At 46.2% G+C, this 25,496-nt stretch carries 19 protein-coding genes; 9 read left to right on the top strand and 10 right to left on the bottom strand.

From position 1 onward, the window contains the following. Window positions 1–4 precede the first annotated feature (4 nt). From CSD97_RS00520 to CSD97_RS00505, 4 genes are all read right to left on the bottom strand, one after another. Complete coding sequence (locus CSD97_RS00520) at window positions 5–2,455, bottom strand: glycoside hydrolase family 9 protein (RefSeq protein WP_005834585.1); 2,451 nt, start codon at window positions 2,453–2,455, stop codon at window positions 5–7. 424 nt (window positions 2,456–2,879) lie between these two features. Then, a complete protein-coding gene (locus CSD97_RS00515; RefSeq protein WP_005834583.1) occupies window positions 2,880–4,481 on the bottom strand; it encodes a SusD/RagB family nutrient-binding outer membrane lipoprotein in 1,602 nt (533 codons plus the stop codon). A gap of 15 nt (window positions 4,482–4,496) precedes the next feature. Continuing rightward, window positions 4,497–7,586: a SusC/RagA family TonB-linked outer membrane protein gene (locus tag CSD97_RS00510; protein WP_005830357.1), complete on the bottom strand. Its 3,090-nt coding sequence runs from the start codon at window positions 7,584–7,586 to the stop codon at window positions 4,497–4,499. A gap of 947 nt (window positions 7,587–8,533) precedes the next feature. Then, window positions 8,534–10,339 (bottom strand): AMP-dependent synthetase/ligase, encoded by a 1,806-nt coding sequence (locus CSD97_RS00505; protein WP_057256311.1) that lies wholly within the window; start codon window positions 10,337–10,339, stop codon window positions 8,534–8,536. 217 nt (window positions 10,340–10,556) lie between these two features. Between CSD97_RS00505 and CSD97_RS00500 the strand changes: the two genes are divergently transcribed. Beyond that, window positions 10,557–11,174, top strand: coding sequence for a porin family protein (locus CSD97_RS00500; protein ID WP_005834577.1), 618 nt, complete (start codon window positions 10,557–10,559; stop codon window positions 11,172–11,174). A gap of 90 nt (window positions 11,175–11,264) precedes the next feature. Next, window positions 11,265–12,335, top strand: a complete 1,071-nt coding sequence (locus CSD97_RS00495; RefSeq protein WP_008662712.1) for a M20 family metallo-hydrolase — start codon at window positions 11,265–11,267, stop codon at window positions 12,333–12,335. Window positions 12,336–12,342: 7 nt separating this feature from the next. Here the strand turns inward: CSD97_RS00495 and CSD97_RS00490 are convergent, their stop codons facing one another. From CSD97_RS00490 to dut, 4 genes are read right to left on the bottom strand one after another with little or no spacing between them, the layout of a single operon-like run. Then, window positions 12,343–13,644: a peptidoglycan DD-metalloendopeptidase family protein gene (locus tag CSD97_RS00490; RefSeq protein ID WP_008662711.1), complete on the bottom strand. Its 1,302-nt coding sequence runs from the start codon at window positions 13,642–13,644 to the stop codon at window positions 12,343–12,345. A 49-nt stretch (window positions 13,645–13,693) separates the two neighbouring features. Beyond that, window positions 13,694–14,281 (bottom strand): DUF4292 domain-containing protein, encoded by a 588-nt coding sequence (locus CSD97_RS00485; protein ID WP_008662710.1) that lies wholly within the window; start codon window positions 14,279–14,281, stop codon window positions 13,694–13,696. Beyond that, a complete protein-coding gene (locus tag CSD97_RS00480) occupies window positions 14,259–16,109 on the bottom strand; it encodes a tetratricopeptide repeat protein (RefSeq protein WP_098031815.1) in 1,851 nt (616 codons plus the stop codon). Before CSD97_RS00480 ends, CSD97_RS00485 begins: the two co-directional genes overlap by 23 nt. A 46-nt stretch (window positions 16,110–16,155) precedes the next feature. Next, window positions 16,156–16,590 carry a dUTP diphosphatase gene (gene dut / locus CSD97_RS00475; RefSeq protein ID WP_025831605.1) on the bottom strand — a complete coding sequence of 145 codons (435 nt, stop codon included), beginning with the start codon at window positions 16,588–16,590 and terminating at the stop codon, window positions 16,156–16,158. A 212-nt stretch (window positions 16,591–16,802) separates the two neighbouring features. Here dut and CSD97_RS00470 point away from each other — a divergent pair, with 212 nt between their 5' ends. Further along, complete coding sequence (locus CSD97_RS00470) at window positions 16,803–18,131, top strand: deoxyguanosinetriphosphate triphosphohydrolase (RefSeq protein WP_009037700.1); 1,329 nt, start codon at window positions 16,803–16,805, stop codon at window positions 18,129–18,131. Window positions 18,132–18,159: 28 nt separating this feature from the next. Here CSD97_RS00470 and CSD97_RS00465 read toward each other — a convergent pair whose 3' ends face one another. Then, a complete protein-coding gene (locus CSD97_RS00465; RefSeq protein WP_005830370.1) occupies window positions 18,160–19,137 on the bottom strand; it encodes a GNAT family N-acetyltransferase in 978 nt (325 codons plus the stop codon). A 43-nt stretch (window positions 19,138–19,180) separates the two neighbouring features. Next, window positions 19,181–19,999, bottom strand: coding sequence for a 1-acyl-sn-glycerol-3-phosphate acyltransferase (locus CSD97_RS00460; protein WP_005830371.1), 819 nt, complete (start codon window positions 19,997–19,999; stop codon window positions 19,181–19,183). Window positions 20,000–20,214: 215 nt separating this feature from the next. Here CSD97_RS00460 and CSD97_RS00455 point away from each other — a divergent pair, with 215 nt between their 5' ends. The 6 genes from CSD97_RS00455 to CSD97_RS00425 all read left to right on the top strand — a co-directional run bounded on the left by CSD97_RS00455 (window position 20,215) and on the right by CSD97_RS00425 (window position 25,477). Beyond that, on the top strand, window positions 20,215–20,718 hold the full coding sequence (locus CSD97_RS00455; protein WP_008662699.1) for an RNA polymerase sigma factor: 504 nt from the start codon (window positions 20,215–20,217) through the stop codon (window positions 20,716–20,718). A gap of 376 nt (window positions 20,719–21,094) precedes the next feature. Then, window positions 21,095–21,598: an RNA polymerase sigma factor gene (locus tag CSD97_RS00450; RefSeq protein ID WP_008662696.1), complete on the top strand. Its 504-nt coding sequence runs from the start codon at window positions 21,095–21,097 to the stop codon at window positions 21,596–21,598. A gap of 168 nt (window positions 21,599–21,766) precedes the next feature. Next, on the top strand, window positions 21,767–23,188 hold the full coding sequence (locus tag CSD97_RS00445; protein ID WP_085931532.1) for a glycoside hydrolase family 125 protein: 1,422 nt from the start codon (window positions 21,767–21,769) through the stop codon (window positions 23,186–23,188). A gap of 521 nt (window positions 23,189–23,709) precedes the next feature. Further along, window positions 23,710–24,186 carry a division/cell wall cluster transcriptional repressor MraZ gene (mraZ, locus tag CSD97_RS00435; protein ID WP_005834563.1) on the top strand — a complete coding sequence of 159 codons (477 nt, stop codon included), beginning with the start codon at window positions 23,710–23,712 and terminating at the stop codon, window positions 24,184–24,186. 10 nt (window positions 24,187–24,196) lie between these two features. Next, entirely contained in the window at window positions 24,197–25,117 is a 921-nt protein-coding gene (rsmH, locus tag CSD97_RS00430) for a 16S rRNA (cytosine(1402)-N(4))-methyltransferase RsmH (RefSeq protein ID WP_008662693.1), read from the top strand. A 9-nt stretch (window positions 25,118–25,126) separates the two neighbouring features. Beyond that, window positions 25,127–25,477 carry an FtsL-like putative cell division protein gene (locus CSD97_RS00425; RefSeq protein ID WP_005830386.1) on the top strand — a complete coding sequence of 117 codons (351 nt, stop codon included), beginning with the start codon at window positions 25,127–25,129 and terminating at the stop codon, window positions 25,475–25,477. The last annotated feature ends 19 nt before the right edge of the window (window positions 25,478–25,496 follow it).

Raw genomic sequence — 25,496 nt, 5'->3', positions numbered from 1 at the left:
TGCTTTAGAATTCGGAAACCAACATCAGCCATCTGGCAGCCGAAGAGCCCCAGACTTCCTTATAAGTAGCCGTATTGAACTGCGGCCAGTAGGGAGCATCTTCATTGAAATAAGACTGCATACCTACGGGTATCTCTCCTACCGTTTCTCCGGGCAGTGCCGTATAGAGCTGCGGATAGTTGCTGCCCTCCCCATAAATCATGGACTGTCCGAAAGGATTCCTGCCTACAACCCAGAAGAGCTGCTGTTCTGCAATGTCTTTCAGTTCCTTGTCCTTCAGTACCCTGGCACAGATAGCGGCAGCTTTACCGGTAGACAAATGTACGGCAATATTTCCCTTAAACGAGAACCAGACGGGGAATATGCGCAAATAATGCTCTTTATCCAGACGGATACCGTTTTCGAGCTGTTCCTCGAAATCCTTATCGGCACCGCTGCGAATCCCTACCTGAACGGCGTAGAAGTTGGCGGAATCCTTCACTTCATCTTTGTGATAGATGCCACTGGGCACCATTCCATAAGGATATACATACTTCATGATATTCTTCAGATAACCGCCATAGAGTTTCATGGCACGAATCCACTGCTCATACTCGGCATGGCCGGACTGTGTCTCGCAAAGGGCGGCAAGGGCTTCCATATAGGCATAGTCGCGGGACTGGTGGGTATAGTGTACAATGGACTTCCTGGCCAAATCACGGTAGAAGAAGCCGCAGGTCTTGTCTTTGTCTTTCAGCGGTTCGGTGCGCTGGCACTGCAAGGTGTAGCGGATAGCCTTCACGGCCTCATCGGCATACTGCTGTTCGCCGGTCAGCTTGTAGAGCATGCTGGCTGCCCATGAAATATTGGCGTGATACTGGCTTTCGGATGCCATGGCGGCATGTCCCCCACCCTTCTTTATCAGTTCGGCAAAGCCCAACTCATTAAAGCGTTTCATGGCATAACCGAAGTCTTCCTTTGCAATCTTTTTCAGATTGCTCCTGAGGGCTTCATCCTTCTCAACCATCATGGAGGCATACGCTTCAATTCCTGCAAGCAGGAAGTTTTCCAAAGCTCCGTTATGGACAAGCAGTTCACGGCGGCCGGCATCGTCGTCGGTGCCTACCTCACCGTCAGTCCATAGATTGGTACCCCATGTCTGTGCACGGTAACCATCGCCCAGCCGGGTCTTCATCACATAGTCCATTCCCCACAAAGCCTCTTCCATCAGGCGGTTGTACAAGTCGACATTGCCTTTTTCTTTGGCGCGTTCGGCCATCAAGAGCAAGGAATAGGCTATTTCTCCCGTCTGTAAGGTCTGTTGGGACATGTCGGCAGCATCGTGCCATCCTCCGTTTATAGGAATAATATGTCCGTTGTAAGTGGCATGCAAGTCATTATGACAAGCCCCGTGCTTTCCGGGAACGGGATAACCGCAACGCTCGCAGAACAGGAAGTTCACCATACGCCAGGCAGAATCCTCCCACACATCCTGATGGATATAGAAAGGCAAGGTGGTGACATCCCCTACCTGAATGACGTAACGGCCTTGTGTCTTGAAGTCCGAGAAGTCTATCGTCTCGAACTCTCCCAGGCCGGTCTTTTCCTTACGAACAGGACCGGTATAAACGATGGCCTGCGTCGCGGCATCCTTCAACTGGAACTGTCCGCCGTGCTTTTCCACATTGACAATGGCGCTTTTGGGGCTCTCTATACTATAACCGGTAGTAGAGAAGATAATGCGGTTCTGTGCAGGCATCCAGCCTTTTACGGTTTCCGGGTTCTCCACCTTCTGAAGTTCCACGGCATCTACATCGAAGCGAAGGAAGTCGCCCATAGTACGTTCTTTGCCGAACACTTCGATGGCAAATGAAATCTTGGTTACCTTGTCGCGCGCCAGTCCAGACATCTCGACGAAGCATTCGTTCCATTGGTTATTTTTCAGATTGATTTCGTGGTAGCCTTCCCGACCGTAAATGTCGGGTACTTTTATTTCTCCGTCATTCTCCACATAAAGGTTGAGGTAGATGCTGCGTGCTCCTTCGCACGTGGGATAGATATAGAACTTCAGGCGGTTGTAACCTTCCCAGTTCACACCTCCTATATCATAAGAGGCCATGCAAGTACCGCGTCCCAACCCCCAGCCGAGAATCTTTTCCGGATGGGCGGGCGCTTCCAGGCGCAGGCTGTACTTGCCGGACTTGCTCCGTTCGTCAGTCAAACCAATCTTACCGATGCCCTTGTGCGACCATTTGGAGAAATCCTCCATATCACACAGCATCACAGTTTCCAACACTTTCTTTTTCAAGCCGAATGTCTCGAAAGCCTTTGTCTCGTCGAGCGGCAACGGACTGTGCACGTAGCCCGTGCTGACGATGTCGGCTTTCAACTTTTCATCTACTTGGGCATGAAGCAAAACAGCCGGGGCACAAAGCAGACCGGTCAACAAGCAGAGAGGTTTAATGAGTTTCTTCATAATATATTTTTTAAGATTAAATCAGGCTATTGAAAAATGGGGTTCAGTAGCCTGATTGTGCTAAGTTAAGAATTCCCCTTTATAGTAAGAACCGACGAGAAGGTTCAAACCCTAATGTAAAAGCGCAGGTTATTAGTTAATTATTCTAAACCAAGTCAGTTCAGTCGTATACTGAATGCAGCGCATTATAATAACACTGATAATCAAGAAGCTGCAAAGCGAGTACAAAACATCGATAAATTACAACAAATTATTAAAATATCATTGTACTCACTTCGTAGCGGATACATAAAAGAATTTGGGTACGGTGACCCTATATCAATATAACATAAGGAGAAGTATGAAAAACAGATTTCATACTTCCCCTTAAAAAAACATGCTTCAAAAAGTCCTCATCACTTAATCTCTATGATAATAATGCGGATTAGAAGTTCGGTTTATCTACATCCCAGAAGATGCGAGTACCGCCATTGTCCGGTCCGCCCAACATTTCGACGGCTTTGGCATAACCGGTAGGATTATTGCCTTTTTCATTGATGGTGAAGGGTAAACGGCGTGGGCCAAGATCTGTATCAATCTCACCTTGACTGTAGTTCACCATTACCGGGAATAATTTGGGATAACCAGTGCGACGTATCTCAGCCCAGCCATTCATACCTTCAGGATAAATAGCAATCCAGCGTTGTGTGGCAATCTTAGCAAATTTTTCCTCGTTACTCAAAGACTCGTCCCATTTAGCAGTCACCTTGCTCTGGCCTTCAATGCTGGCAGCGGGAATAACGGGGTCTACATACGCTGCAGCAGTAGTCGTACTGCTTAAATAATCGCCCACAGCGGCTCCCCATTGTTCGAACGATGTCCGTATACCCTTTTCATACAAGCTCTGAGCGGTGCCCTTACCATTTACATCCCAACCACGCAAAGCAGCTTCGGCTTCCAACAAAATGGTTTCGGCAGCAGTTGCCAAAATAGCAGGAGAGGTTTCTGTCAAGTTGGGTCGACTTACAATCGCCTTATAGGCATCCGAAAACCCTTCTTCTTCCAGTCCTTTAATACCAAGACGAATACCAAAATATTCACTCTTGCTGTTCTGTGTAGCATACTTATCAAGACGCGCATCGCCCATACCAGACAAGATAGAAGGAATATTAGCACCTAAAACACCATCTCCATAGTTGAATGCAATACCGTAAAGCGGATTGACATAACCGTTTCCTGCAATGCCGAAATTAGCATCATTGGTTTCAATCAATCCATTACTATCGTTCATGGCAGCTTCCGCCTCACTTTTTGCCCAAGCAGCATCATACTTCACAATACGCATGGCCAAACGCAAACGAATGGTGTTACACAACTGCGCCCATTTGTTCAAGTTACCTCCATAGGCATAATCAAACATCATAAACGAAGCCACATCCTTTTCTTTAGCAGTACGCAGCACGTCTGCAGCTTCTTTCAATTCTTCAAAGAATTTTTTATAAGCATCCTGTCCTGAATCATACTCACCACCAGTAGCCGATTCGCCATAGTGAGAATAGATAATACATCCGTATTGGTCGGCAAGACGCGACATAGCTATTACGCGGCAGATGGTATTGATAGCCTCGAAATGGGCATACGTCTCCATATCGTCTTTGCACTTGTTGGTGATTTTCAAGCTTTCCACCATTACGTTTCTATAAGCATAATCCCAACAGTTGTCATTCCATCCTGCATTCATGGCATAGGTCACATTACTTACATTGCCGGCAAATGCAGTAGCCGTACTGATATAGCCTGACCACAAATCGGCATTCAAATTTTGAATAAGCTGATATTCCCATACATTGACACCTGCATTTTTATTATAATAGATAGACTGCATCATGGGAATGAAGTGCATACCAATGTAGTTGTTATCTTGTTTTAGTTCTTCATCGCTCACTCCCTTCGGATTAGTGTTCATATCCTCGAACGCTCCCGTACATGCCGAGAATAAGGTAGCTGCCAGCAGCGCTACAGCTGTAAGTCTAAATATATTTTTCATAATCATATCTACTGTTTAAAAATTAACTTTCAAGTTGAACCCAATCGAACGGTTGGTAGGCATACCAAACACATCAACTCCTTGCAGACGGTTGCTGGTAGAAAGCATGCCATCAGGATCATATGGAGCATTGTTCTTGAAGAAGAACAGGTTGCGGCCTACAAGTGAAACCTGTGCGTTCTTAATGACACCAGTCTTTGCCAACCAAGCCTGAGGCAGACTATAGCCAATGGAAAGTTCGCGCAAACGTATGTTGGTAGCACTGTACATATAATGCTCGGTCACACCCGCACGGCCACCAACCTGATTATAGAAGCCTTCCACATCTGTAATTTGACGGCCTTCCAGCATCACGTAACCACGGTCACGAGCATCACCCGTTGCCTTGCTTACTCCCTGCTGATCGAGGTCGGCTTCCGTCAAAGACATCACTTCACCTCCAAAACGTCCATCAATCAAGAAGTAAAGAGAGAAGTCCTTCCACGTGATTGTATTGCTCCACCCCAAGTTAAAATCAGGAGTAGAATTACCCAGTTTCACCGGATTTGTCTTATCCACCAATGGAAGTCTATCACTATCTTTTTGTCCTTCTTTTGCAGGTTCATACTGAATATTGCCTTTTTCGTCACGTACAAAAGTAGTACCGTAAATGTCACCAAACGAACCACCTACTTCTAAACGACTCCATACATTGTTACTTTCGCCACCGCTAAATGTAAAATAACCAAAGTCATCACCAGCCAGTGCCTTTGCTTCGTTCTTATTGGTTGCAAAATTAACACCGGTTTTCCAGCGGAAATCCTTAGTCATGACAGGAGTTCCATTCAACATAACTTCGACACCGGTATTCTGAATATCACCGGCATTGATGTAATATCGGGCGTATTGTGAACCTGACGGAGCATCCAACGTAAAGAGTTGATTCTTTGTATTAGTCTTATAATAAGTGAAGTCGAACTCCAAGCGGCTATTGAAAAAGCGCCACTCAGTACCAAACTCAATGGAAGTAGTCATTTCCGGTTTCAGTTCTGCAAACGGAGCTGTACTGTTGAAATTGATGCTACCACTCTTTGTAATGGAGTTGAGAGGATTTGAAGTATAAGTATTCAAACCGTTACCCACCTTTGACCATGCACCGCGAATCTTACCTAAATCAATCCAAGAAGGTAATTTCAATGTTTCGTTCAGCAACCATGTCACACCTACTGACGGATAGAAAAAGCCTTTGTTTTTGTATTTGGTAAATGCCAATGTTGAAGTCCAGTCGTTACGTGCTGTCACGTCCACATAAATCTGATCTTTGAAGCCTACCTGACCGGTGAAGAACACACTCTGGCTTTGAGTATGGGTTTTCCAATCGGTCAATGAGCCCTTGTTCAAGGAGCAGTTCTGCATAGTGAATACGTTGGGCACAGAGAGTATACCCGGATAGGAATCGAAACCTGTACCGTTTCCTGTATAATCGTTGATGCTGGCACCTACCGAAGCATTGACACTGAAGTTAGTGAATTGCTGTTGATAAGTAAACAAAACATCCCCATAAGAAGAAAGGCTACTTGATTCACCGTAGATGTAACGACCGTTAGTTCCTGTTCCAGCCGGATTCATACCACACAACACCGGGCTGGTACCTGCATACATACGTGTATTATTCTTGTCTACAACATAGTCGGCACTACCACGAGCCTGTATACTGAACAGGTCATTGAACTTATACTTCACACTCAGATTCAACAATGTACGATAACGGGTATCCTCATTCGGAACCTTATTAATCAACCAATAGGGATTCTGCTCCATATCAGTACCTTGAGATTTATACCAGTTCTGGTCCATTATGTTACGACCGGCATTAAGAATCTGATAATTATCTTTGTAGTAGTTAAAGTCCTTTCCACCTTCAACACCACCACGCGGGAAGTGATAAAGACCTACCAAAGGATTCATGTAATAACCTCCCGAAGTAGTACGGTTATTCCCCCTTTGATACATCGCATTGATATTGGCATCAACAGTCAGTTTGTTATTGAGGAAGTTGGCAGTTTCGCGAAAATTGAAATTATGCTTCACCAAGCTATTACCTTCCACCACGCCCTTGCCGTAAGTATTAGCATAGGAAAAGTAAGTTTGCATAGCTTGCGAACCCATGCTCAACGAGAGCGAGTTGATAGTAGTGACACCTGTTTTGAAGAAATCGTCTGTATAGTCGGGACTACCTTTGATATCACTGCCCCAACTGGTTGACACACCCGTATAGTGATTCTGGAATTCGGGAATACCGTATGCAGCTATATCGAAAGTGGTGCTGGTATTGAAACTGATACTGGCGCGTCCTTCCTTGCCCTTCTTAGTGGTAATAATCACCACACCATTGGCAGCCGAACTACCGTAAAGTGCAGCAGCGGCAGGGCCTTTCAATATGTTCATGCTCTCAATATCATCGGGATTCAGATTGGAAATACCGTCGCCACGGTCGTAGTTACCACTGTCGTTGTCTCCGCCGATAGTAGTTGAGGTATTTTCGTTGGTAGATGAACCGAACGGTACACCGTCTATTACATACAACGGCTGGTTACTTCCGCTTACCGAACGGTTACCACGGATAATCACTTTGGAAGAACCTCCCAAACCGGAAGAACTCTTATTAATCTGCACACCTGCCGTCTTACCGGCCAATGCATTCATCATATTGGGGTCTTTCACACGTGCCAGTTCATCACCGTTTACCACCTGGGTAGAGTACGTCAGTGATTTTTCTTTCTTTGCGATACCCAATGCCGTTACCACCACTTCATCCAGCAGCTTGGCATCATTCTTTAATGTGACTCTTATCGTCCCCGGAGTGATGGGAACTTCTTGTGTTATCATACCTACGAAAGACACTTGCAGGATTTTCGCACCTGCGGGCGCATCTGTAATAGTGAATTTGCCGTCTAAGTCTGTTACGGCTCCGGTAGTGCTTCCTTTTACCAATACGGAAGCTCCGATAATCGGTTCATTGTCCTCAGCTGAAATAACGATACCGGTAATGGGGGAATTTTGGGCTGCTACCCAACCGATGGCTGCCAGCAGGCAAACCAAGGTCAGCATAATTCTTTTTTTCATAAGCTGTTTTTCGGAAAATAAATATTAGATTAAATGTGTGTTAAGTTAATAAACAGATTCTGATGGGGTCTGTCTTTCCGATTGACAAGCAGGGTTGAATGTCAATCTCATTTGTTTCTTTTTGTATGCTACATAGGCTATTAGAATGTTACGGTTAATACTCGAGCTTATTAAAATGTCTCTTATTCTGCAGATTTCTTTTTAAGCTTCGTATATAAAACCGGGTAGAGAACCGCAACCCTATCGAGAAACAGAAGTTTCTTTGCTAATAAAAGTTAATCGGGTTCGGAAGAAGAAGGAAAAACTAATACGATTTTCTTAATGTTGCCCTCACCGCCCTCACTCACTTCCCGAACCGCCCTGTTCATCGGCATTACATGGGTGAGTGAGGGCAAATAAAAAGGGTGAGGGCAAATTTTGCCCTCACCGGTGTTCGGTCTGTCCCGTTCCCTTGCTTTCTCTTGTCTCGTCCCCTTCTTTCTCTTGTTGTGTCCGCTTCTTTGTCTTATAGAGGCTTTGAGTTTCTGAGCGGCTCACTATAGTGGTCTGACTCGTTCACTATAGTGAATGGAGTTGTTCACCATAGTGAGCTGATTTGTTCACCCGAGTGAGCCGACAATGAACAAAGGCTGTTTCGGGGACAGACACCAAGCGTTTGAGGGATAAAGCAACGGGGAAAGACGGACTGAACAAGGGGAGCGTTCCGGACTACGTGCTTGAATCCCGTGACAGATGACAGACGGTTCTTCCCCTTTATCTTTGAAGAAGCTGTTTTGAAATGATAAATCCCCATTTATCTACCAGGCTGTTTTTTAAGCCTAACTAACGTGCACATACTCGAGAGTCCTATCTGCCAAGGGCAAGTCCATACATAAAACAAACCGTCCGGCCCGGAATGAAAATAATTCACTCCAAGTCGGACGGTTCAAAAACAAACAAATGGAAATCTATTCCTCGTACATCTTGTCAATCAGCCCCTTGTAGTTCTTTGCCACTACAGAGCGTTTCAGCTTCAGCGTGTTCGTCAGCTCGCCACGCTCCATGCTGAACGGTTCGGTCAGGAGCGTGAAGCGCTTCACTTGCTCATAATGGGCAAATTGCTGCTGCAAGGTATCGATACGGGCACGGAACAACGCCTGTATCTTGGGATGTTGCAGTAACTCATCCATATTGCTGTATGCAATGCCTTTCTCCTTGGCATAATCCTTCACAAAGCCATAAACGGGAACTATCAAAGCGGAAACAAACTTACGCTCATCGGCAATGACAGCAATCTGGTCAATGTAACGGTCAATAGCCAGCTTCGTTTCCAATGCCTGCGGCGAAATGTATTTTCCGTTGGAGGTCTTGAACAAGTCTTTGATACGCTCCGTCAGATACAGATGGCTATCCTTCAAATAACCGGCATCACCCGTGTGGAACCAACCGTCACGGTCGATGGCAGCAGCCGTTGCCTCCGGTTTCTTGTAGTAGCCGGTAGTGATAGTCTTACCACGAAGAAGTATCTCGTTGTTCTCGCCAATCTTCACCTCCACATCAGGCATCACCGTACCTACGGAACCAATCTCATAGCCTTCGTTGAGGAAGCAGGAAACGGTAGCCGTAGATTCCGTCAGACCATAGCCCACCACCATGTTTATACCTACAGAATGCACAAACTCGCAGATTTCATCGGGCACAGCAGCACCTGCCGTAGGAAAGAAATTACCGTTCTCAATACCTATCGTCTTCTTCAGCAGAGCATAAATGGTCTTTTCGTAGAACTTGTATTTCAGATGAAGCATCATCGGAGGAGTCTTTCCTTGGCGCAAATAATCAATGTTATGCGTCCTGCCCACCTTGATGGCATCCAACATCATCGCCTTACGCAGACCGGTTTCCTGGGAAATCTTCTCCTGCACACCGGCATAGACTTTCTCCCAAAAACGGGGTACACTGCACATCAGTGTAGGGCGTATCTCTTTAATAGTAGTTTGGATATCTTGTGGACGGAGATTGATGCAGACCTGCACTCCCCGATGTATACAAAGGTAGGTCCATGCCTTTTCGAATACATGGGTCAGCGGAAGGAAGTTCATGGAAACATCCTGGTCTGTCATGAAAGGCAATCGGATATCATGAATGCGGAAAGCCTCTCTATAATTGAAATGATGGAGCATGACACCTTTCGGCTCACCGGTAGTACCGGAAGTATAAAGGATATTGGCGAGGTCATCATCTGAGGCAGCTGCTGTACGTTCTTCTACAATGGCATTGTGCTGCAACTCTTCATCCATTGCCATAAATTCATCAAAATAGATGGAAGTCATGTCGCGCGGATCTTTCACCACAGCACGGTCGAAGATGATGAGCTGCTGCAGAGACTGGCAAAATCCGAACACGCTGAAAGCGGCATCGTACTGGAACTGCTCGCCTACAAACAGATAACGTATCTGTGCATCGTTGATGATATACTGTGCCTGGGCCGGTGAGCTGGTAGCATACAAAGGTATAGTCACCGCCCGGTTGGCGAATGCACCGAAATCAGTAAAGAGACATTCGGGTTTATTCTGCGAGAAGATACCGATATTCTCTTGTGGCTCTATTCCCAAAGCCACCATTGCATTGGCAGTCCGGCGTACAGTCTGTGAGAACTCTTTCCAAGAGATGGGTATCCATTGTGCAGTTTCATAGTCCCTGTATTTCAGGGCTATTTTGTCTCCATACTTCTCTGCCTGGCGATGCACCAGGACAGATAAATGATGATAAGTCATAACTTTTGATATTGGTAAATACGGTACAAAGGTAGTGGTTTCATTTGAAACTAATTTGATATTAGCGGGTAATTATTCAAACTTTACCTTTAAAGTATCCGACCATCCGTTAGCAAATTATCCACAAAAGATACTTTCTTTACCATTAAAACAATAGAAATATATTAAATATCTATATATTTGTGGTGATATACAAACTAAATCAAATTCAATGAACATGAAAAAAGTATTGCTTTTAATGGCTATGCTGACCATAGGTTTAGCAAGCATCAATGCTCAAGACAACCTCAGATGGGGAGCAACAGTCGGCATGAACTCCAGTAACTTCTCCATTACCGGTTTCGACAGTAAAATAGGCTTTCATGCTGGGGTAAAGGCTGAAGTAGGATTGCCTCAAATTTCAGAAGGAGTCTACCTCGATATGGGTGCATTACTTACGCTGAAAGGAGCCAAAATAGACGGAGGCTCTGCTGCTTCTATCAAGTTCAATCCCTACTACCTGGAAATTCCTGTACACATTGGCTATAAATATGCAGTGAATGAGAACTTTGCCATATTCGGCAATGCCGGTCCTTATTTAGCCATCGGTCTTTTTGGCAAAGCCAAGGCAGAAGGAGATATTCTTGACGAATATGAGTTTGATGATAACTCCACCAATGTATTCGGGGATGATGCCATGAAGCGTTTTGATTTCGGTCTCGGATTAAAAGCCGGAGTCGAATTCAGTCAGAAATATCAGATTTCCATCGGTTATGACTGGGGACTGGTAGAGAACATTAAAGATTCAGGCAACAAAAACCGCAACTTGATGATATCACTCAGTTGCTTCTTCTAAACAATATTGAAAAAACAGAAAGGACGTCGGTTTGGCGTCCTTTTCATTTTTTATCCGTAAGTTTGCGGCCAGATTATTTATTTACCGAATATGATTTACGATATACCGACTTTAACTTCCGAAGCAATCGGATTGCTCAAATCACTGATAGCCATTCCTTCCTTGAGCCGCGACGAGGAGAAGGCGGCAGATTATCTGCAGAACTATATCGAAATGCAAGGCATGGCAACAGGACGTAAAGGCAACAATGTATGGTGCCTCAGCCCGATGTTCGACTTAAAGAAACCGACCTTGCTGCTGAATTCCCATATCGACACCGTAAAACCCGTCAACGGGTGGCGGAAAGATCCTTTCAAACCAACGCTGGAAAGTAATGGAAAGCTCTACGGGCTGGGCAGCAACGATGCCGGAGCCAGTGTAGTCAGCCTGCTGCAAGTATTCCTGACATTGTGCCGCACCACTCAGGCCTACAATCTGATATATCTTGCCTCGTGTGAGGAGGAAGTATCAGGCAAGGGGGGAATAGAATGCGTATTGCCGGAACTCCCTCCCATACAGTTTGCCATTGTAGGCGAGCCGACAGAGATGCAACCTGCCATTGCAGAAAAAGGATTGATGGTGCTGGACGTAACTGCTACCGGAAAATCGGGACATGCAGCCCGAAACGAGGGAGATAATGCTATATATAAGGTATTGGATGATATTGCCTGGTTTCGTGATTACCGTTTCCCAAAAGAATCTTCCCTGCTGGGTCCCGTGAAGATGAGCGTAACCATGGTAAACGCCGGTACACAGCATAACGTCATTCCCGACCGTTGTACTTTTGTCGTAGACATTCGCAGCAACGAGTGTTATAGCAATCAGGAGCTATTCGATGAAATACAGAAACACATCACGTGTGAAGCCAAAGCCCGCTCCTTCCGGCTAAGCTCTTCACACGTAGCTCCGGAGCATCCGGTAGTGCAAAAGGCTATTGCCATGAAACGTACTCCTTTCGGCTCACCGACCTTGTCCGACCAGGCACTGATGCCATTCTCTTCTCTGAAGATGGGACCGGGGAAAAGTGCCCGTTCACACACTGCCGATGAATTTATCTTTGTCAAGGAGATAGAGGAGGCGATAGGGATGTATCTGGAGCTGCTGGAAGAAGTAAAAATTTAAATTATCATTATCTGTTCAGCCACGGCTCCGGATTCAGTTTTTCCTTCTCTTTCCTCAATTGGAAGTGTAGCACCGTACGACCATTGTCGGCCCCATCCGAGAAGATTTGTCCGAGAGTCTGTTTGGTGGTAACATCATCGCCCTGCTTCACCGAGGCCGATGACAAGTTGCAATAGACTGATATATAATTCCCGTGACGGACAAGGATATTGAACAGTCCGTTCAGTTTAAAGACAGCCGCCACTTTACCATTGAAGATGGCACGGGCTTGGGCACCCGGTTTCCCTTGTATATCGATGCCCTTATTGTCCAGCTTGACATTGCGCAAACCTTCCACAGAATACTGGCCGTAATGGCTGGTAATGATATACGCGCCGGTGATGGGCATCGGCAACTTACCGCGATTATTAGCAAAGTTCCCTGATAATTCACGGTCTGCCTTACTCATGGAGTAAGTTTCCAAAGGCTGTGCCTTCGGCTTTGCGGGCGTAGAGGCAGTTGCCGTTTTTTCGTTTTTTTCACCAGCCTTTTTACGTGCGGCTGCCTCACGGCGCGCTTCTTCTGCCGCACGCTTACGCGCTTTCTCTATTTCTTCCGCTATCAGACGGTCAATGCGTGCATTGAGCTGATTGGCTTCACGGCGTTTCTTATTCAGTTCGTTCTGTAAGCCCCGCTGTTTCTTTTTCAGATTGGCTACCAACAACTTTTGTTCCTTCTCCTGCGCTTCCAGCTTGACTTTCTCCTCTTCACGTTCTTTCAACAATCCTTCCTTGGCAACCTTCACTTGCTGAAGCTCAGTCTTCTTACGGTTCACCTGCTCCTGCTTTTTCAACACTTCCTCGCCTTGCAGGCGCTGATAAGTAGCATATTCACGTACATAGCGCATGCGTCGATAGGTCTGTGCCAGGCTCTTGGCAGAGAAAATGAACATCAGCTTCTCTTCAATGGAGCGGTTCTTATACAAATATTGAACGGACGATTCGTATTTCTTCTTCTTGTCCCTTAGGTCACGTTGCAGGCGGGTCAACTGACGTTCTAATGAAGACAACTCGCGCTCTATGGATTCCACATCATTATTGATAGTCAGAATATAGCGTTTGCGCTCTTCTATCTGTCCGGTCAGTGCAGCAAGACCGTTCAACTGGCTTCCCACATCCTTCTTGGTGGTTATCAACAGCGTTTCCGACTCTGCTATCTGTTTCTGCAAGGCACCACGCTTGCTTTCCAGTTCCTTAATCAGCTTGTTGGACTGGGCTAGGAGCGGAGAAACCGGCAAAAGGAGGAGAAAGAAGAGAAGGAGAAGCTTCATAAGTTATGAGTTATAAGTTATGAGGGATTATCTGACAATTATCAACTAATCAAAGGTCCATCAGCATTTCCAGCAGTTCTTCCAGCTCCACCTCTTTATATTTCTGTGAGAGCTGGGTAGGAGTCAGTGCAAAAGGCTTATCCGAGAAGTTGGAAAGTTCAATCTTTCCCTTTTCCAGAGAGGGTATCCCGAGTTCCTTGCCGGTAAGCACCTTCTTGCCATTGGGTTTGGAAGCAGCATAAAGCAGTTTCTCCAAATGGGCAAAATCCGCCTTCTTGGGCAGCACATCCTTCAGTTCCTTACGTGTTGCACGGACATAACGTTTTCCCATACGGTCTACCAACAGAATCTCATCCGGGGTGACTTCCATACGTGCCACCTCCGTACGAAGTATCGGCATCAGAAAGGAAATCTGCATGCATTCTTCCTTCTTCAACTTCATCGTACCGTTCACAGTAAGGGTGGCATCTTTATGGGGTACCGTCAGCTGCACTTTGGAGGAAAGGCAGGCAGATTCTCCGGACAGAGAACTTGAGTGACGCGAAGTCTTGCAACCGGCAAGCCCCACAGCCAGCAACAACAGCAAGGACAACAGGCGGCATATCCTTGCCATATCATTCAGCAGGTTTAGTTTCATCTGATATATATTTCTTTTTTTGTATTTTCTGTTTCAACGTATCAGAGCGATTGCCCTTATCCCAGGCTTGTTTCCAGTATTTCAAGGCACCTTCCGCATCGCCAGTCATGTAATAGATATCTCCGCAATGTTCCAAGACCACGTCACTGCTATCTTTATCATTCTTTATCGCCTCATCTATGTAGAGACGCGCCTCGGCATAATTACCTTTAACAAACAATATCCATGCATATGTATCGAGATAGGTGGAATTGTTCGGCTCGGCTTTCACTGTCTTGTAGCTCATCTCTTCCGCCTTGTCCAAGTCGCGGCGCTCCACGGAAAGATAATATGCGTAGTTATTCAAGGCACCGATGTTTGAAGGATTGTACACCAAAGCGGAATCATAAGCCGCATAAGCTTCCACATGCAGATTCTTGGTGTGATAAGCATCACCGATAATGGCATAAAAATCTGATACGACCTCCTTCTTGCTGTCGTCCTTGACATGCGACAAAGCCTTTTGACAGATGGCAAGGGCATCATCCGTCCGTTCCGCCTGGTTGTAGGCAATGGCCAGATAGAAATAGAACTCCAACATATCGGGATTGGACTCCACACCGGCTTCGCACAAATTCATTATTTCCTTGTAATCCTCCTGGCGCACAGCTTCCCCCAGCAATGTCATACGAGCCGCTGTGTTGGTAGGGTCTATCGCCAGAACCTGGCGCAGAACCGGTCCAGCCTCCTTGTTCATTCCTTTGGAAAGAAGATATTGGGCATACAGCAAAGGTAATTGCGCCTCATCGGGCTCCTGCTCCATGATACGGTTGAAGAGCGTAATGACACGTGTGCTGTCCTTGCCTGCCTGCTCGTTCTGCACGATGAACTGCCGCATCACATTCAGTTTGGTGTCCGAAGCCACTTTCTTGTTCAGCAACAGCGTGTCCAATTGCTGTTCATACAGCCCCTTCTGTCCGGTCTCTTCGTAGTAAGAAGCCAATGAGTACATGGCCATTGCATTGTCCGGCTCTTCGGCCAGCACCTTCTTGTAAATCTCATAAGCTTCCTGCTTTTTCCCGTTCTGCATATAGACATCCCCCAGCACAACTTGATAGCGCATATCGTTGGGATACTCTTCTACCAGACTTTCTATTTCATGAAAGGCGCTCTTGTCGTCCTTCTTTTGCAGATAGATGCGGAACTTCTCCATACTGAGCTGTTCATTCTTGCCCATCCGTTCCTCGAGCTTGTTCAGTATACCGATAACTTTGTCATACTCTTCCTGGCGGTTGTAAATCTCCAGCAAGTTGTATAGCGGGTCCAGCTTATCCGAGAAACGTACCGCCATATTTTCCAACAAGGCAGCGGCTTTCTCCGTTTCGTTTTGCTGCATATACAGATTGGCAAGTCCCTGGGCATACCAGTAATTATCGGGAGCATTCTCCACCGCCTTTTCCAACGCGGCTTGTCCCAACGGCACCTGCTTGAGGTACATATAATACTGGGCCATCTCATACAAAGCCGATGATGCGTTCGGGTTTATCGTCAGGCAATGTTGCAGGACATCGAAAGCCGCATCATAGTCTTTTTGGACTTTCAGACGGGCGGCTTCAAGAAAGAAGTAGTCGTAACGGCGCTGCTGTTCGGGGGTAAGCTCCTTTACGGGCGAAACGTCGGCTTTCTTCGACTTCTTCCGTTTCTTCAATTCCTTCCGTGCCTTTTCAGACCGACCGTACCCGCTCATTTTCTCCTTTGAAGCTTGAACGTTGGCAGCCTGCACTCCGTACGTAGTAAAGCAGAAGGTACCTATCAACAACGCAAGTATTATTTTTACTCTGATTCTCATCTATTTAATTATAAATTCTTAACCCGTAAAACGGAACAATATCCATTCATTTTTTACCCGTATGCCCGAAACCTCCGGCACCGCGCTCCGTCTCATCCAGCACTTCCACTTCCTGCCAAAGAGCTTGTTCGTGACGCGCTATCACCATTTGTGCAATCCTCTCCCCATCTTCGATGACGAAGGTTTCTGCAGAAAGGTTGACGAGAATAATACAAACCTCACCACGGTAATCGGCATCAATCGTTCCAGGGGAGTTCAGCACGGTAATCCCCTTCTTAATGGCCAATCCACTACGCGGACGCACTTGCGCCTCAAATCCTTCCGGAAGAGCGATATAAAGGCCCGTAGGCACCAGACACCGCTGCATCGGAGCCAGCGAAATAGGTTCGTTAAGGTTTGCACGGATATCCATTCCTGCAGACAGCTCAGTGGCATAAGCCGGAAGCGGATGCTTTGATTTATTGATGATTTGTACGTTCAACATGATGTTATTTACGATTTGACGATTTACTATTTACGATTGGGGCTACTTCTATTCTTACAATTCGAGTAATTCAAGTTTCGCAATTCATCTTCCTTTTACTATAAACTTGGGCGAAAATACGGCTTTTTATACAAAATAGTGATACATTTGCAGTTAAATAATAGTAACTTCAATCGTAAATAGTAAATCGTCAAATCTCAAATAACATCATGATGAATTGGAATACGCTCATATCTGCCAAACGCTTCGGACTGGAAGAGTTTCACCAGGAACGCCATGAAAACCGCTCGGAATTCCAACGTGACTATGACCGCCTTGTCTTCTCTGCTCCCTTCCGCCGTCTGCAGAACAAAACCCAGGTATTCCCTCTTCCCGGTAGTGTATTCGTCCACAACCGATTGACACACAGCTTGGAAGTATCATGTGTAGGCCGCTCACTAGGCAACGATGTATCGAAAGCTCTCATTGCCCGCCGTCCGGAACTGCAAGACAGCTACCTCACCGAAATAGGCTCCATCGTTTCCGCCGCCTGCCTGGCACACGACTTGGGAAATCCTCCTTTCGGACATTCGGGAGAACGAGCTATTTCCACCTTTTTTTCTGAAGGAAAAGGAATGTCCCTGAAGGGCCAACTGACACCTTCCCAATGGGAGGACCTTACCCACTTTGAAGGGAATGCAAATGCGTTCCGCCTGCTTACCCACCAGTTTGAGGGAAGGCGACAGGGAGGATTTGTACTCACCTACTCCACCTTGGCAAGCATCGTGAAATATCCCTTTTCATCGAGTCTTGCAGGCAAAAAGTCAAAATTCGGTTTCTTCATCACAGAGGAAGAAAGTTTTCGCCGCATAGCAGAAGAGTTGGGTATGGAGAAGCAGAACGATGCCCCGTTGAAATATGCCCGCCACCCGCTGGTCTATCTGGTGGAAGCCGCCGATGACATCTGCTACCAGATGATGGATATTGAGGATGCTCACAAACTGAAAATTCTGACTACACAAGAAACCAAAGAGTTGCTTCTTTCTTATTTCTCGAAAGAGCGCCAAGCACACCGGCTCAAAACGATGGAGATAGTAAGTGACACCAATGAACAAATAGCCTATCTGCGTTCCAGCGTTATCGGACTGCTTATCGGCGAATGCGTGCAAGCCTTTGTAGACAATGAAGAAAAGATTCTGAAAGGAGAATTTGAAGGAAGCCTCATCAACCATATATCCGAGGTACCAGCCAATGCCTACAAGCACTGTGCAGACATCTCCCTGAAGAGGATTTACCGTTCACGCGATGTACTGGACATTGAACTTGCCGGTTTCCGCATCATCAGTACCCTGCTCGAACTGATGATTGACGCCGTGCGTTCTCCGGAAAAGGCATATTCGCAACTGCTCATCAATCGCGTATCGGGCCAGTACAACATAAAAGCGCCTGCACTCTACGAAAGAATACAGGCGGTATTGGATTACATCTCCGGAATGACGGATGTATTTGCACTCGATTTATATAGGAAAATAAACGGGAATAGCTTGCCAGCGGTATAACAGACGACAAACATTCCTCCGGATAGTCCTATGATACAACCTTATTTGCTCCCGACGTAAGCTTGCACGCCTCCGGTTCGCTCGCTATGAACGACTCGATGTGGCGAATGCGCTTTTCTGCCAAAATCTCGTCCACGGCAATTAGGATACCCGTTTCCTCCACATCTCCGAAACCGTAATTGATGGCTGTACCGAACATACGCATGGTAGGGCTGAGACTCATATAGGCATTCACCAGCGGGGGAATATTATACCCCGCCTTACGGATTTCACAATTCAAAATCTTATAGTCTTCCTTAAAAGAGTCTTTACAGAAGAGAGCCGCCAATTCATTCTCGTCCGATTCCAGAAGCAACGGCTTCATCGGAGTAATCAGGTTGTCCTTATCCGCAAAGTGTTTCCGAAGAAAATAAAGAATCTTATCACGACTCTGACGATGATAGCTGGGATACATAGTCACCTTTCCGAAGAAATACTTCACATTGGGCATGACTACGGTCAGTGCGCCCAAACCATCCCACAGATTATCCAACGCAAACAGACCTTTACTGTCTGCACGCGTAGACTGATACTCCAACGTAACGAACGAACGTCCTAACTCGATGGTCGTAGGAAGATAGTCCTTCAAAAACTTATCCGAAAAGTTAAACATATGGGCAGTTGCCAGAATAGGGGCACCATGTTCATCAAAACGCACATCCGTACCTAAGATATAACGGTATCCACCCAAAATTTCTTCTGCTTCCGGATTCCAGACAATCAACTGCTTGTACGGGTTGTCCATGATGTCATATTCATCAATATCCATAGACTTGCCCGTTCCTCCTCCCGCAGCACGGAATGCAATCTCGCGCAAACGGCCGATCTCCTTCATTGTATTCGGAGAGTCTTGGGCAGTAATGATATATATCTGATTATGACTTCTATTGGTCATGCGCAGACGCTTTTCCTCAGTCAACTCCGCTTTCAACAGCTCCTTGCTTATCGGTGCAATAACATCTTCCATATTTTTCTGTTAGTAGTTCTTCTTTAATATAAATACGGTCTCTCTACAATTTATATACAATATCCTTCACATATTGCGCCCATCCGGCCGGGCTTTTCGATTTGTCGAAAGTTTGCCAGGGGATAGGCTTCCCTATGGTGATGGTAAATGTTTTATGGCGATTCTTCAGCATTTCATCTGCCAGGTAAAGCATGGCGATATTGAACTTGATGCCCAACATCTTACAAAAATTGGCAAGATTATAAAAGAAGTTGGAGTTCCGCCCCTCGAAGTGGATGGGAACTACATCACGGTGGGCTTCGACACTCTTCACGATAAAGGTCTTTTTCCAATCCAAGTCACGGATGACCCCATTCTGCCTACGCGAACAAAGCCCTGCGGGAAACATGATGAGCTGATTGTCCGAAGCAAATCCCGCCTCCACCATTCTGGGGAAGTCTTTGGCCTGCTTTCCCGTCTTGTTGATGGGGATGCAAAGCGGCGCCAGTCCGTGCAGGTTCATCAGCAGGTCGTTGACCATATATTTCACCTTGCCACCATAAAAGGAGCCCAGGACATAACCCAGTGCCACTCCATCCTGCCCACCCAGGGGATGGTTGGACACAAAAGTATAAAGCCCTTCTTTAGGCAGATTTTCCTCCCCCTTTACCACAATATTGGCATCAAGGAACTCCAGACAAGCTTTCAGGAAATCTACACCGACTTTATCTTTCGACTCCCGCAAAAAGACATTCAATTCCTCTTGATGAACGATGTGCTTCAAATAAGAAACCACGAACTTGGGGATATACTTAGACTGCTTCGGAGCCTTTTCCCGAAGTATCTTGTCTATGTCAATCAAAAATAAAGAGTCGTCAGCCATTCTTCTTTTGATGAAATGAATGCGCAAAATTAACTCATCTTTTTAATTAATCGCAAAAAAATGACAGAAAACTGCACCCGAAATCTATCAAATAGCACCTAAAAACTGTCAATTGATAGTTTTTCCCCTAAAGTATGTTTGAAATCCGTCTGCCTGAAAGAGAAAACTTCCGTAAACTTGCAATATCAAGATTAACGAAAAAAAACATAGCACATATGAACAATATAACATTTAAAAAAGACCTGCTCGGAGTTCAAGACGATTTATTGCGTTTTGCATACAAACTTACTTCCGACCGTGAAGAAGCCAACGACCTCTTGCAGGAAACATCCCTGAAAGCTCTGGATAACGAAGAGAAGTATACGCCCGATACTAATTTCAAAGGATGGATATACACCATCATGCGCAATATCTTCATCAACAATTACCGCAAAGTGGTGCGTGACCAGACTTTCGTGGATACCACGGACAATCTCTATCACCTGAACCTGCCGCGCGACGCCGCTTTTGAAAGCACAGAAAGCGCATATGACCTGAAAGAGATGCACCGCATTGTCAACGCCCTTCCACGGGAGTACAAGATTCCCTTCTCCATGCATGTCTCCGGCTTCAAATACCGCGAAATTGCAGAGAAGCTAGGGTTGCCCTTAGGCACGGTAAAGAGCCGCATTTACTTCACCCGCCAAAAACTACAACAAGACTTGAAGGATTTTGTTTAAGCACTCAGCATATAAAACCAGTGATTTCCATAAATTAAGAAGAGTACAGATTTTAGTTGTATCAAAAGAGAGAAAGGCAGGCCGGGACAATCCCGCGTCTGCCTTTCATGGTCTCGCCCCTTGTATTTCGTACACAAACTCATTCAAGCCGTTACGCTTTGCGACAATATTATTTACAAAAATCAGGATAGCAATCTCTGGCTACATCCCACTTTTCCACCTATCCGAGGCACTGAAAGCTAACCAAAGCCACCCGAAAACTGCCAATTGTTAGATTTTACCCCAAAGAGAGTTTGATTTCCGTCTATCAAAAAGAGAAATCATCCGTAGCTTTGCATCATCAATAAAACGAACAATAATTTAAAAAACATCCATTATGAATAATAGAACATTTACCCAAGACCTACTCGGAGTTCAAAACGACTTATTACGCTTTGCATATAAATTAACCTCCGACCGCGAAGAGGCCAACGACCTGCTTCAAGAGACATCCCTGAAAGCTCTGGACAATGAAGAGAAGTACACACCTGATACCAACTTTAAAGGATGGATATATACCATCATGCGTAATATTTTCATCAACAATTACCGTAAAGTGGTACGTGACCAGACATTTGTAGATACCACAGACAATCTCTATCATCTGAACACGCCGCACGACCTCACACTCGACAGCACAGAAGGCGCCTACGACCTGAAGGAAATGCACCGCATTGTCAATGCCTTGCCACGTGAGTACAAGATACCTTTCTCCATGCATGTCTCCGGTTTCAAGTACCGTGAAATCGCAGAAAAGCTGAACCTCCCACTTGGAACAGTAAAGAGCCGCATCTTCTTTACCCGCCAGAAACTGCAGCAGGACCTGAAAGATTTCAGATAAGAGAATACGGCAACCTAAGAATTGTTTATTAATTGGCCGGATAAAAAAGTAAATATGCTTATCTTTGGGCAATCATGGGACACAAACCAAGATACCTAAAGAAAAACCGAGTAATTAATAAACAACATGAAGAAACAGACAATCATTACAGCCTGCACATTTGCAGCAATGACAATGGCTACTCCTGCCGTTTTTGCCGTACAGCCGGCCATGAGTAACCACGTATGCGCCTCCGACGCTATCAAGAAAGACAACCGACCGGTAGAATCAAAACGACTGTTCCGTTCCAAAGCCGTAGAAGAACAAATTCAACGGATACAGCAGCTGCTGAAAAATCAGAAGCTGTCATGGATGTTCACTAACTGCTTTCCCAACACGCTGGACACCACCGTCCATTTCCGCAAGGACAAGAAAGACGGGAAGCCCGACACATTTGTCTACACCGGAGATATCCATGCCATGTGGCTCCGCGACTCAGGTGCGCAGGTGTGGCCCTACGTACAGCTGGCCAATGAAGACAAGGAACTGAAGACGATGCTTGCAGGAGTCATCAACCGCCAATTCAAGCTGATTAATGTAGACCCGTTTGCCAACGCCTTCAACGACGGCCCCATCCCCGACGGACACTGGAAAACCGACCTTACCGACATGAACGACGAGGTGCACGAGCGTAAATGGGAAATCGATTCACTGTGTTATCCGCTACGCCTTGCCTACCATTACTGGAAAACGACCGGTGATACAAGCATCTTCGATGCCGAGTGGATAAAAGCAATCCAAAACATCCTGACCACCTTCCGCGACCAACAGCGCCGTGACGGACGCGGTTCCTACCATTTCCAGCGGGTAACTGAACGCGCACTGGACACGATGACCAACGACGGCTGGGGCAATCCGGTGAAACCGGTCGGACTGATTGCATCTTCTTTCCGCCCTTCCGATGACGCCACCACCTTCCAATTCCTGATACCCTCCAACTTCTTCGCCGTATCTTCGCTGCGTAAGGCAGCCGAGATTCTGACTGAAGTCAATAACCGCCCGGAGCTTGCAAAAGAATGTACCGACCTGGCTGGAGAAGTAGAAACCGCCCTACGAAAATACGCTACCTACAACCATCCCAAATACGGCACCATCTATGCCTTCGAGGTAGACGGTTTCGGCAACCACCTTCTGATGGACGACGCCAATGTACCGAGCCTTATCGCACTGCCCTATCTGGGCGATGTGGACATCAACGATCCTATTTACCAGAACACCCGTCGTTTCGTATGGAGCGAGGATAACCCATACTTCTTCAAAGGTACGGCAGGCGAAGGCATTGGAGGTCCGCACATCGGCTACGACATGATTTGGCCGATGAGCATCATGATGAAAGCCTTCACAAGCCAGAACGATGAAGAGATTAAAACTTGCGTGAAGATGTTGATGGATACAGAAGCCGGAACCGGCTTTATGCACGAGTCTTTCCACAAAGACAATCCCGCCAAGTTCACCCGCGCCTGGTTTGCATGGCAAAACACATTGTTTGGCGAACTCATTCTAAAACTGGTGAACGAGGGCAAGCTAGACTTGCTGAACAGCATACAGTAAAAAAACATTTATCCCCCCTGGATTCTGTGGATGAATGTAATAATCAACCACTCCAGGGGGAATATTATCACTCCTCCCTCCCATCATCTTCCGGTAAGTAGTAACGTTCACAAAATAGACGGGAAGTTAACAAAAAAAGTTTCAGAAGTTAATACTAAAACAAGAAAGAGTTAAGAAAGAGCTTTATCCCAAACTTTGGTTTTTCCAAACCAAGCCTGGGGATAGAGAAACCAAGTCTTGGTTTAGATATCCGCAAAGCTGGGAAAGAAGTTTCCCACCCAAGACACCATTCCACCAACAAGCGACTTTCAAACCAAAGACCGTCATCCTCAACCGAATCTTTTCAAAAGAGACTACACGAATCCCCCACCAGCAAAGCGTTTCAAAAGCAGCTTCATTATCAAATGAATAAGCTATCAACAAGGTGTTGAAAACTTCTTCCTAAGATTTTAGTTAAAAGATTGTGGGGAATTGTGGGGAAATGTGTATTTTTACCGTCGCTTATTATAATAAGGTGAGAAATGATACAATTTTTAGGTAATATCGAGGCTAAGGCGGATGCAAAAGGAAGAGTTTTCATCCCGGCCACCTTCCGGAAACAGCTGCAAGCCGCTTCTGAAGAAAGACTCGTGTTGCGTAAGGACGTGTATCAGGATTGCCTGGTGCTCTACCCGGAAAGTGTATGGTTTGCCACTCAAAACCAACTTCGCTGCCGGCTGAATAAATGGAACGCCAAACAACAAATGATTTTCCGCCAGTTCGTAAGTGACGCGGAAGTCATGACCCCTGACGGGAACGGACGCATCCTGCTCCCAAAACGTTACCTGCAAATGGCGGGTATACAAAGTGATGTCCGCTTCATTGGTGTGGACAACACAATAGAAATCTGGGCTAAGGAACGTGCCGACCAACCATTCATGAACCCCGACGAGTTCAGCGAGGCTCTTGAAGAACTGCTGGGAGACGAAAATATTTGTTGTGACGAAAATAAGCTATAAACAACAGATGATGAAAGAAGAAACAACATATCACATCCCCGTATTGCTGATGCCGAGCGTAGATGCAATGAACATCCGTCCGGACGGCACGTATGTAGACGTAACGTTTGGTGGAGGAGGACATTCGCGCGAGATACTGTCCCGCCTGGAAGACGGCGGCCGGCTGCTGAGCTTCGACCAGGACGAGGATGCGGAACGTAACATTGTGAACAACCCGCATTTTACATTCGTACGCAGCAACTTCCGCTACCTGCACAACTTCCTACGCTATCACGGCATAGAAAAAGTGGATGCCATACTTGCCGACCTCGGCGTATCTTCCCATCACTTTGATGACAGCGAACGGGGATTCTCCTTCCGCTTCGACGGGGCACTGGATATGCGTATGAACAAGCGTGCCGGCCTAACCGCTGCCGACATCGTGAATACCTACGAAGAAGAAAAGCTGGCCGATATTTTTTATCTGTACGGCGAGCTGAAGAACAGCCGGAAACTGGCATCTGTCATCGTTAAGGCACGGGCTACGCAGAGAATTGCCACCATCGGCGAATTTCTGGAAATCGTCAAACCACTCTTCGGCCGCGAACGCGAGAAGAAAGAACTGGCAAAAGTATTCCAGGCATTGCGCATTGAGGTAAACCAGGAAATGGAAGCACTGAAAGAAATGCTGTATGCGGCAACAGAAGCGCTAAAGCCGGGAGGCCGCCTGGTGGTGATAACCTATCACTCCCTGGAAGACCGTATGGTGAAGAATATCATGAAAACCGGCAACGTGGAAGGCAAGGCCGAAAAAGATTTTTTCGGGAACGTATTGACCCCGTTCCGGCTAGTCAACAACAAAGTGATTGTACCGGACGAGGAAGAGATAGAGCGCAATCCGCGTTCGCGCAGCGCCAAGCTGAGAATTGCAGAAAGAGTAATGAATGATTAGTGACTAGCAATGGAAAAGAAGCAAGAAGAAAAGAATACGGAAAAGGTGAAAAAACGCACCTCACTGAAGAACATCATCGGAGGCGACATTCTGGCCACAGACTTCTTCCGCCGCCAAGCCGGATTGTTGTTCCTTATCATGGTGCTTATCATTATTTACATCAACAACCGTTACGAATGCCAACTGCAACTGATAGAGATAGACAATCTTAAAAAAGAGCTGATAGACATCAAGTACGATGCCCTGACACGCAGTTCGGAATTGATGGAGCGGAGCCGCCAATCGCGCATCGAGGAATACATCGCCACCAAAGAAAGCGATTTGCAGACTTCCACTAATCCACCGTACTTACTAAAATAATGGAGAATTGAGGATTAAA

This window comes from Bacteroides sp. AR29 (genome assembly GCF_900217715.1).
Lineage (GTDB): Bacteria > Bacteroidota > Bacteroidia > Bacteroidales > Bacteroidaceae > Bacteroides > Bacteroides uniformis.
Note: the sequence above shows the minus strand (reverse complement) of the source record. Positions and strands in the feature narration are given on the sequence as shown.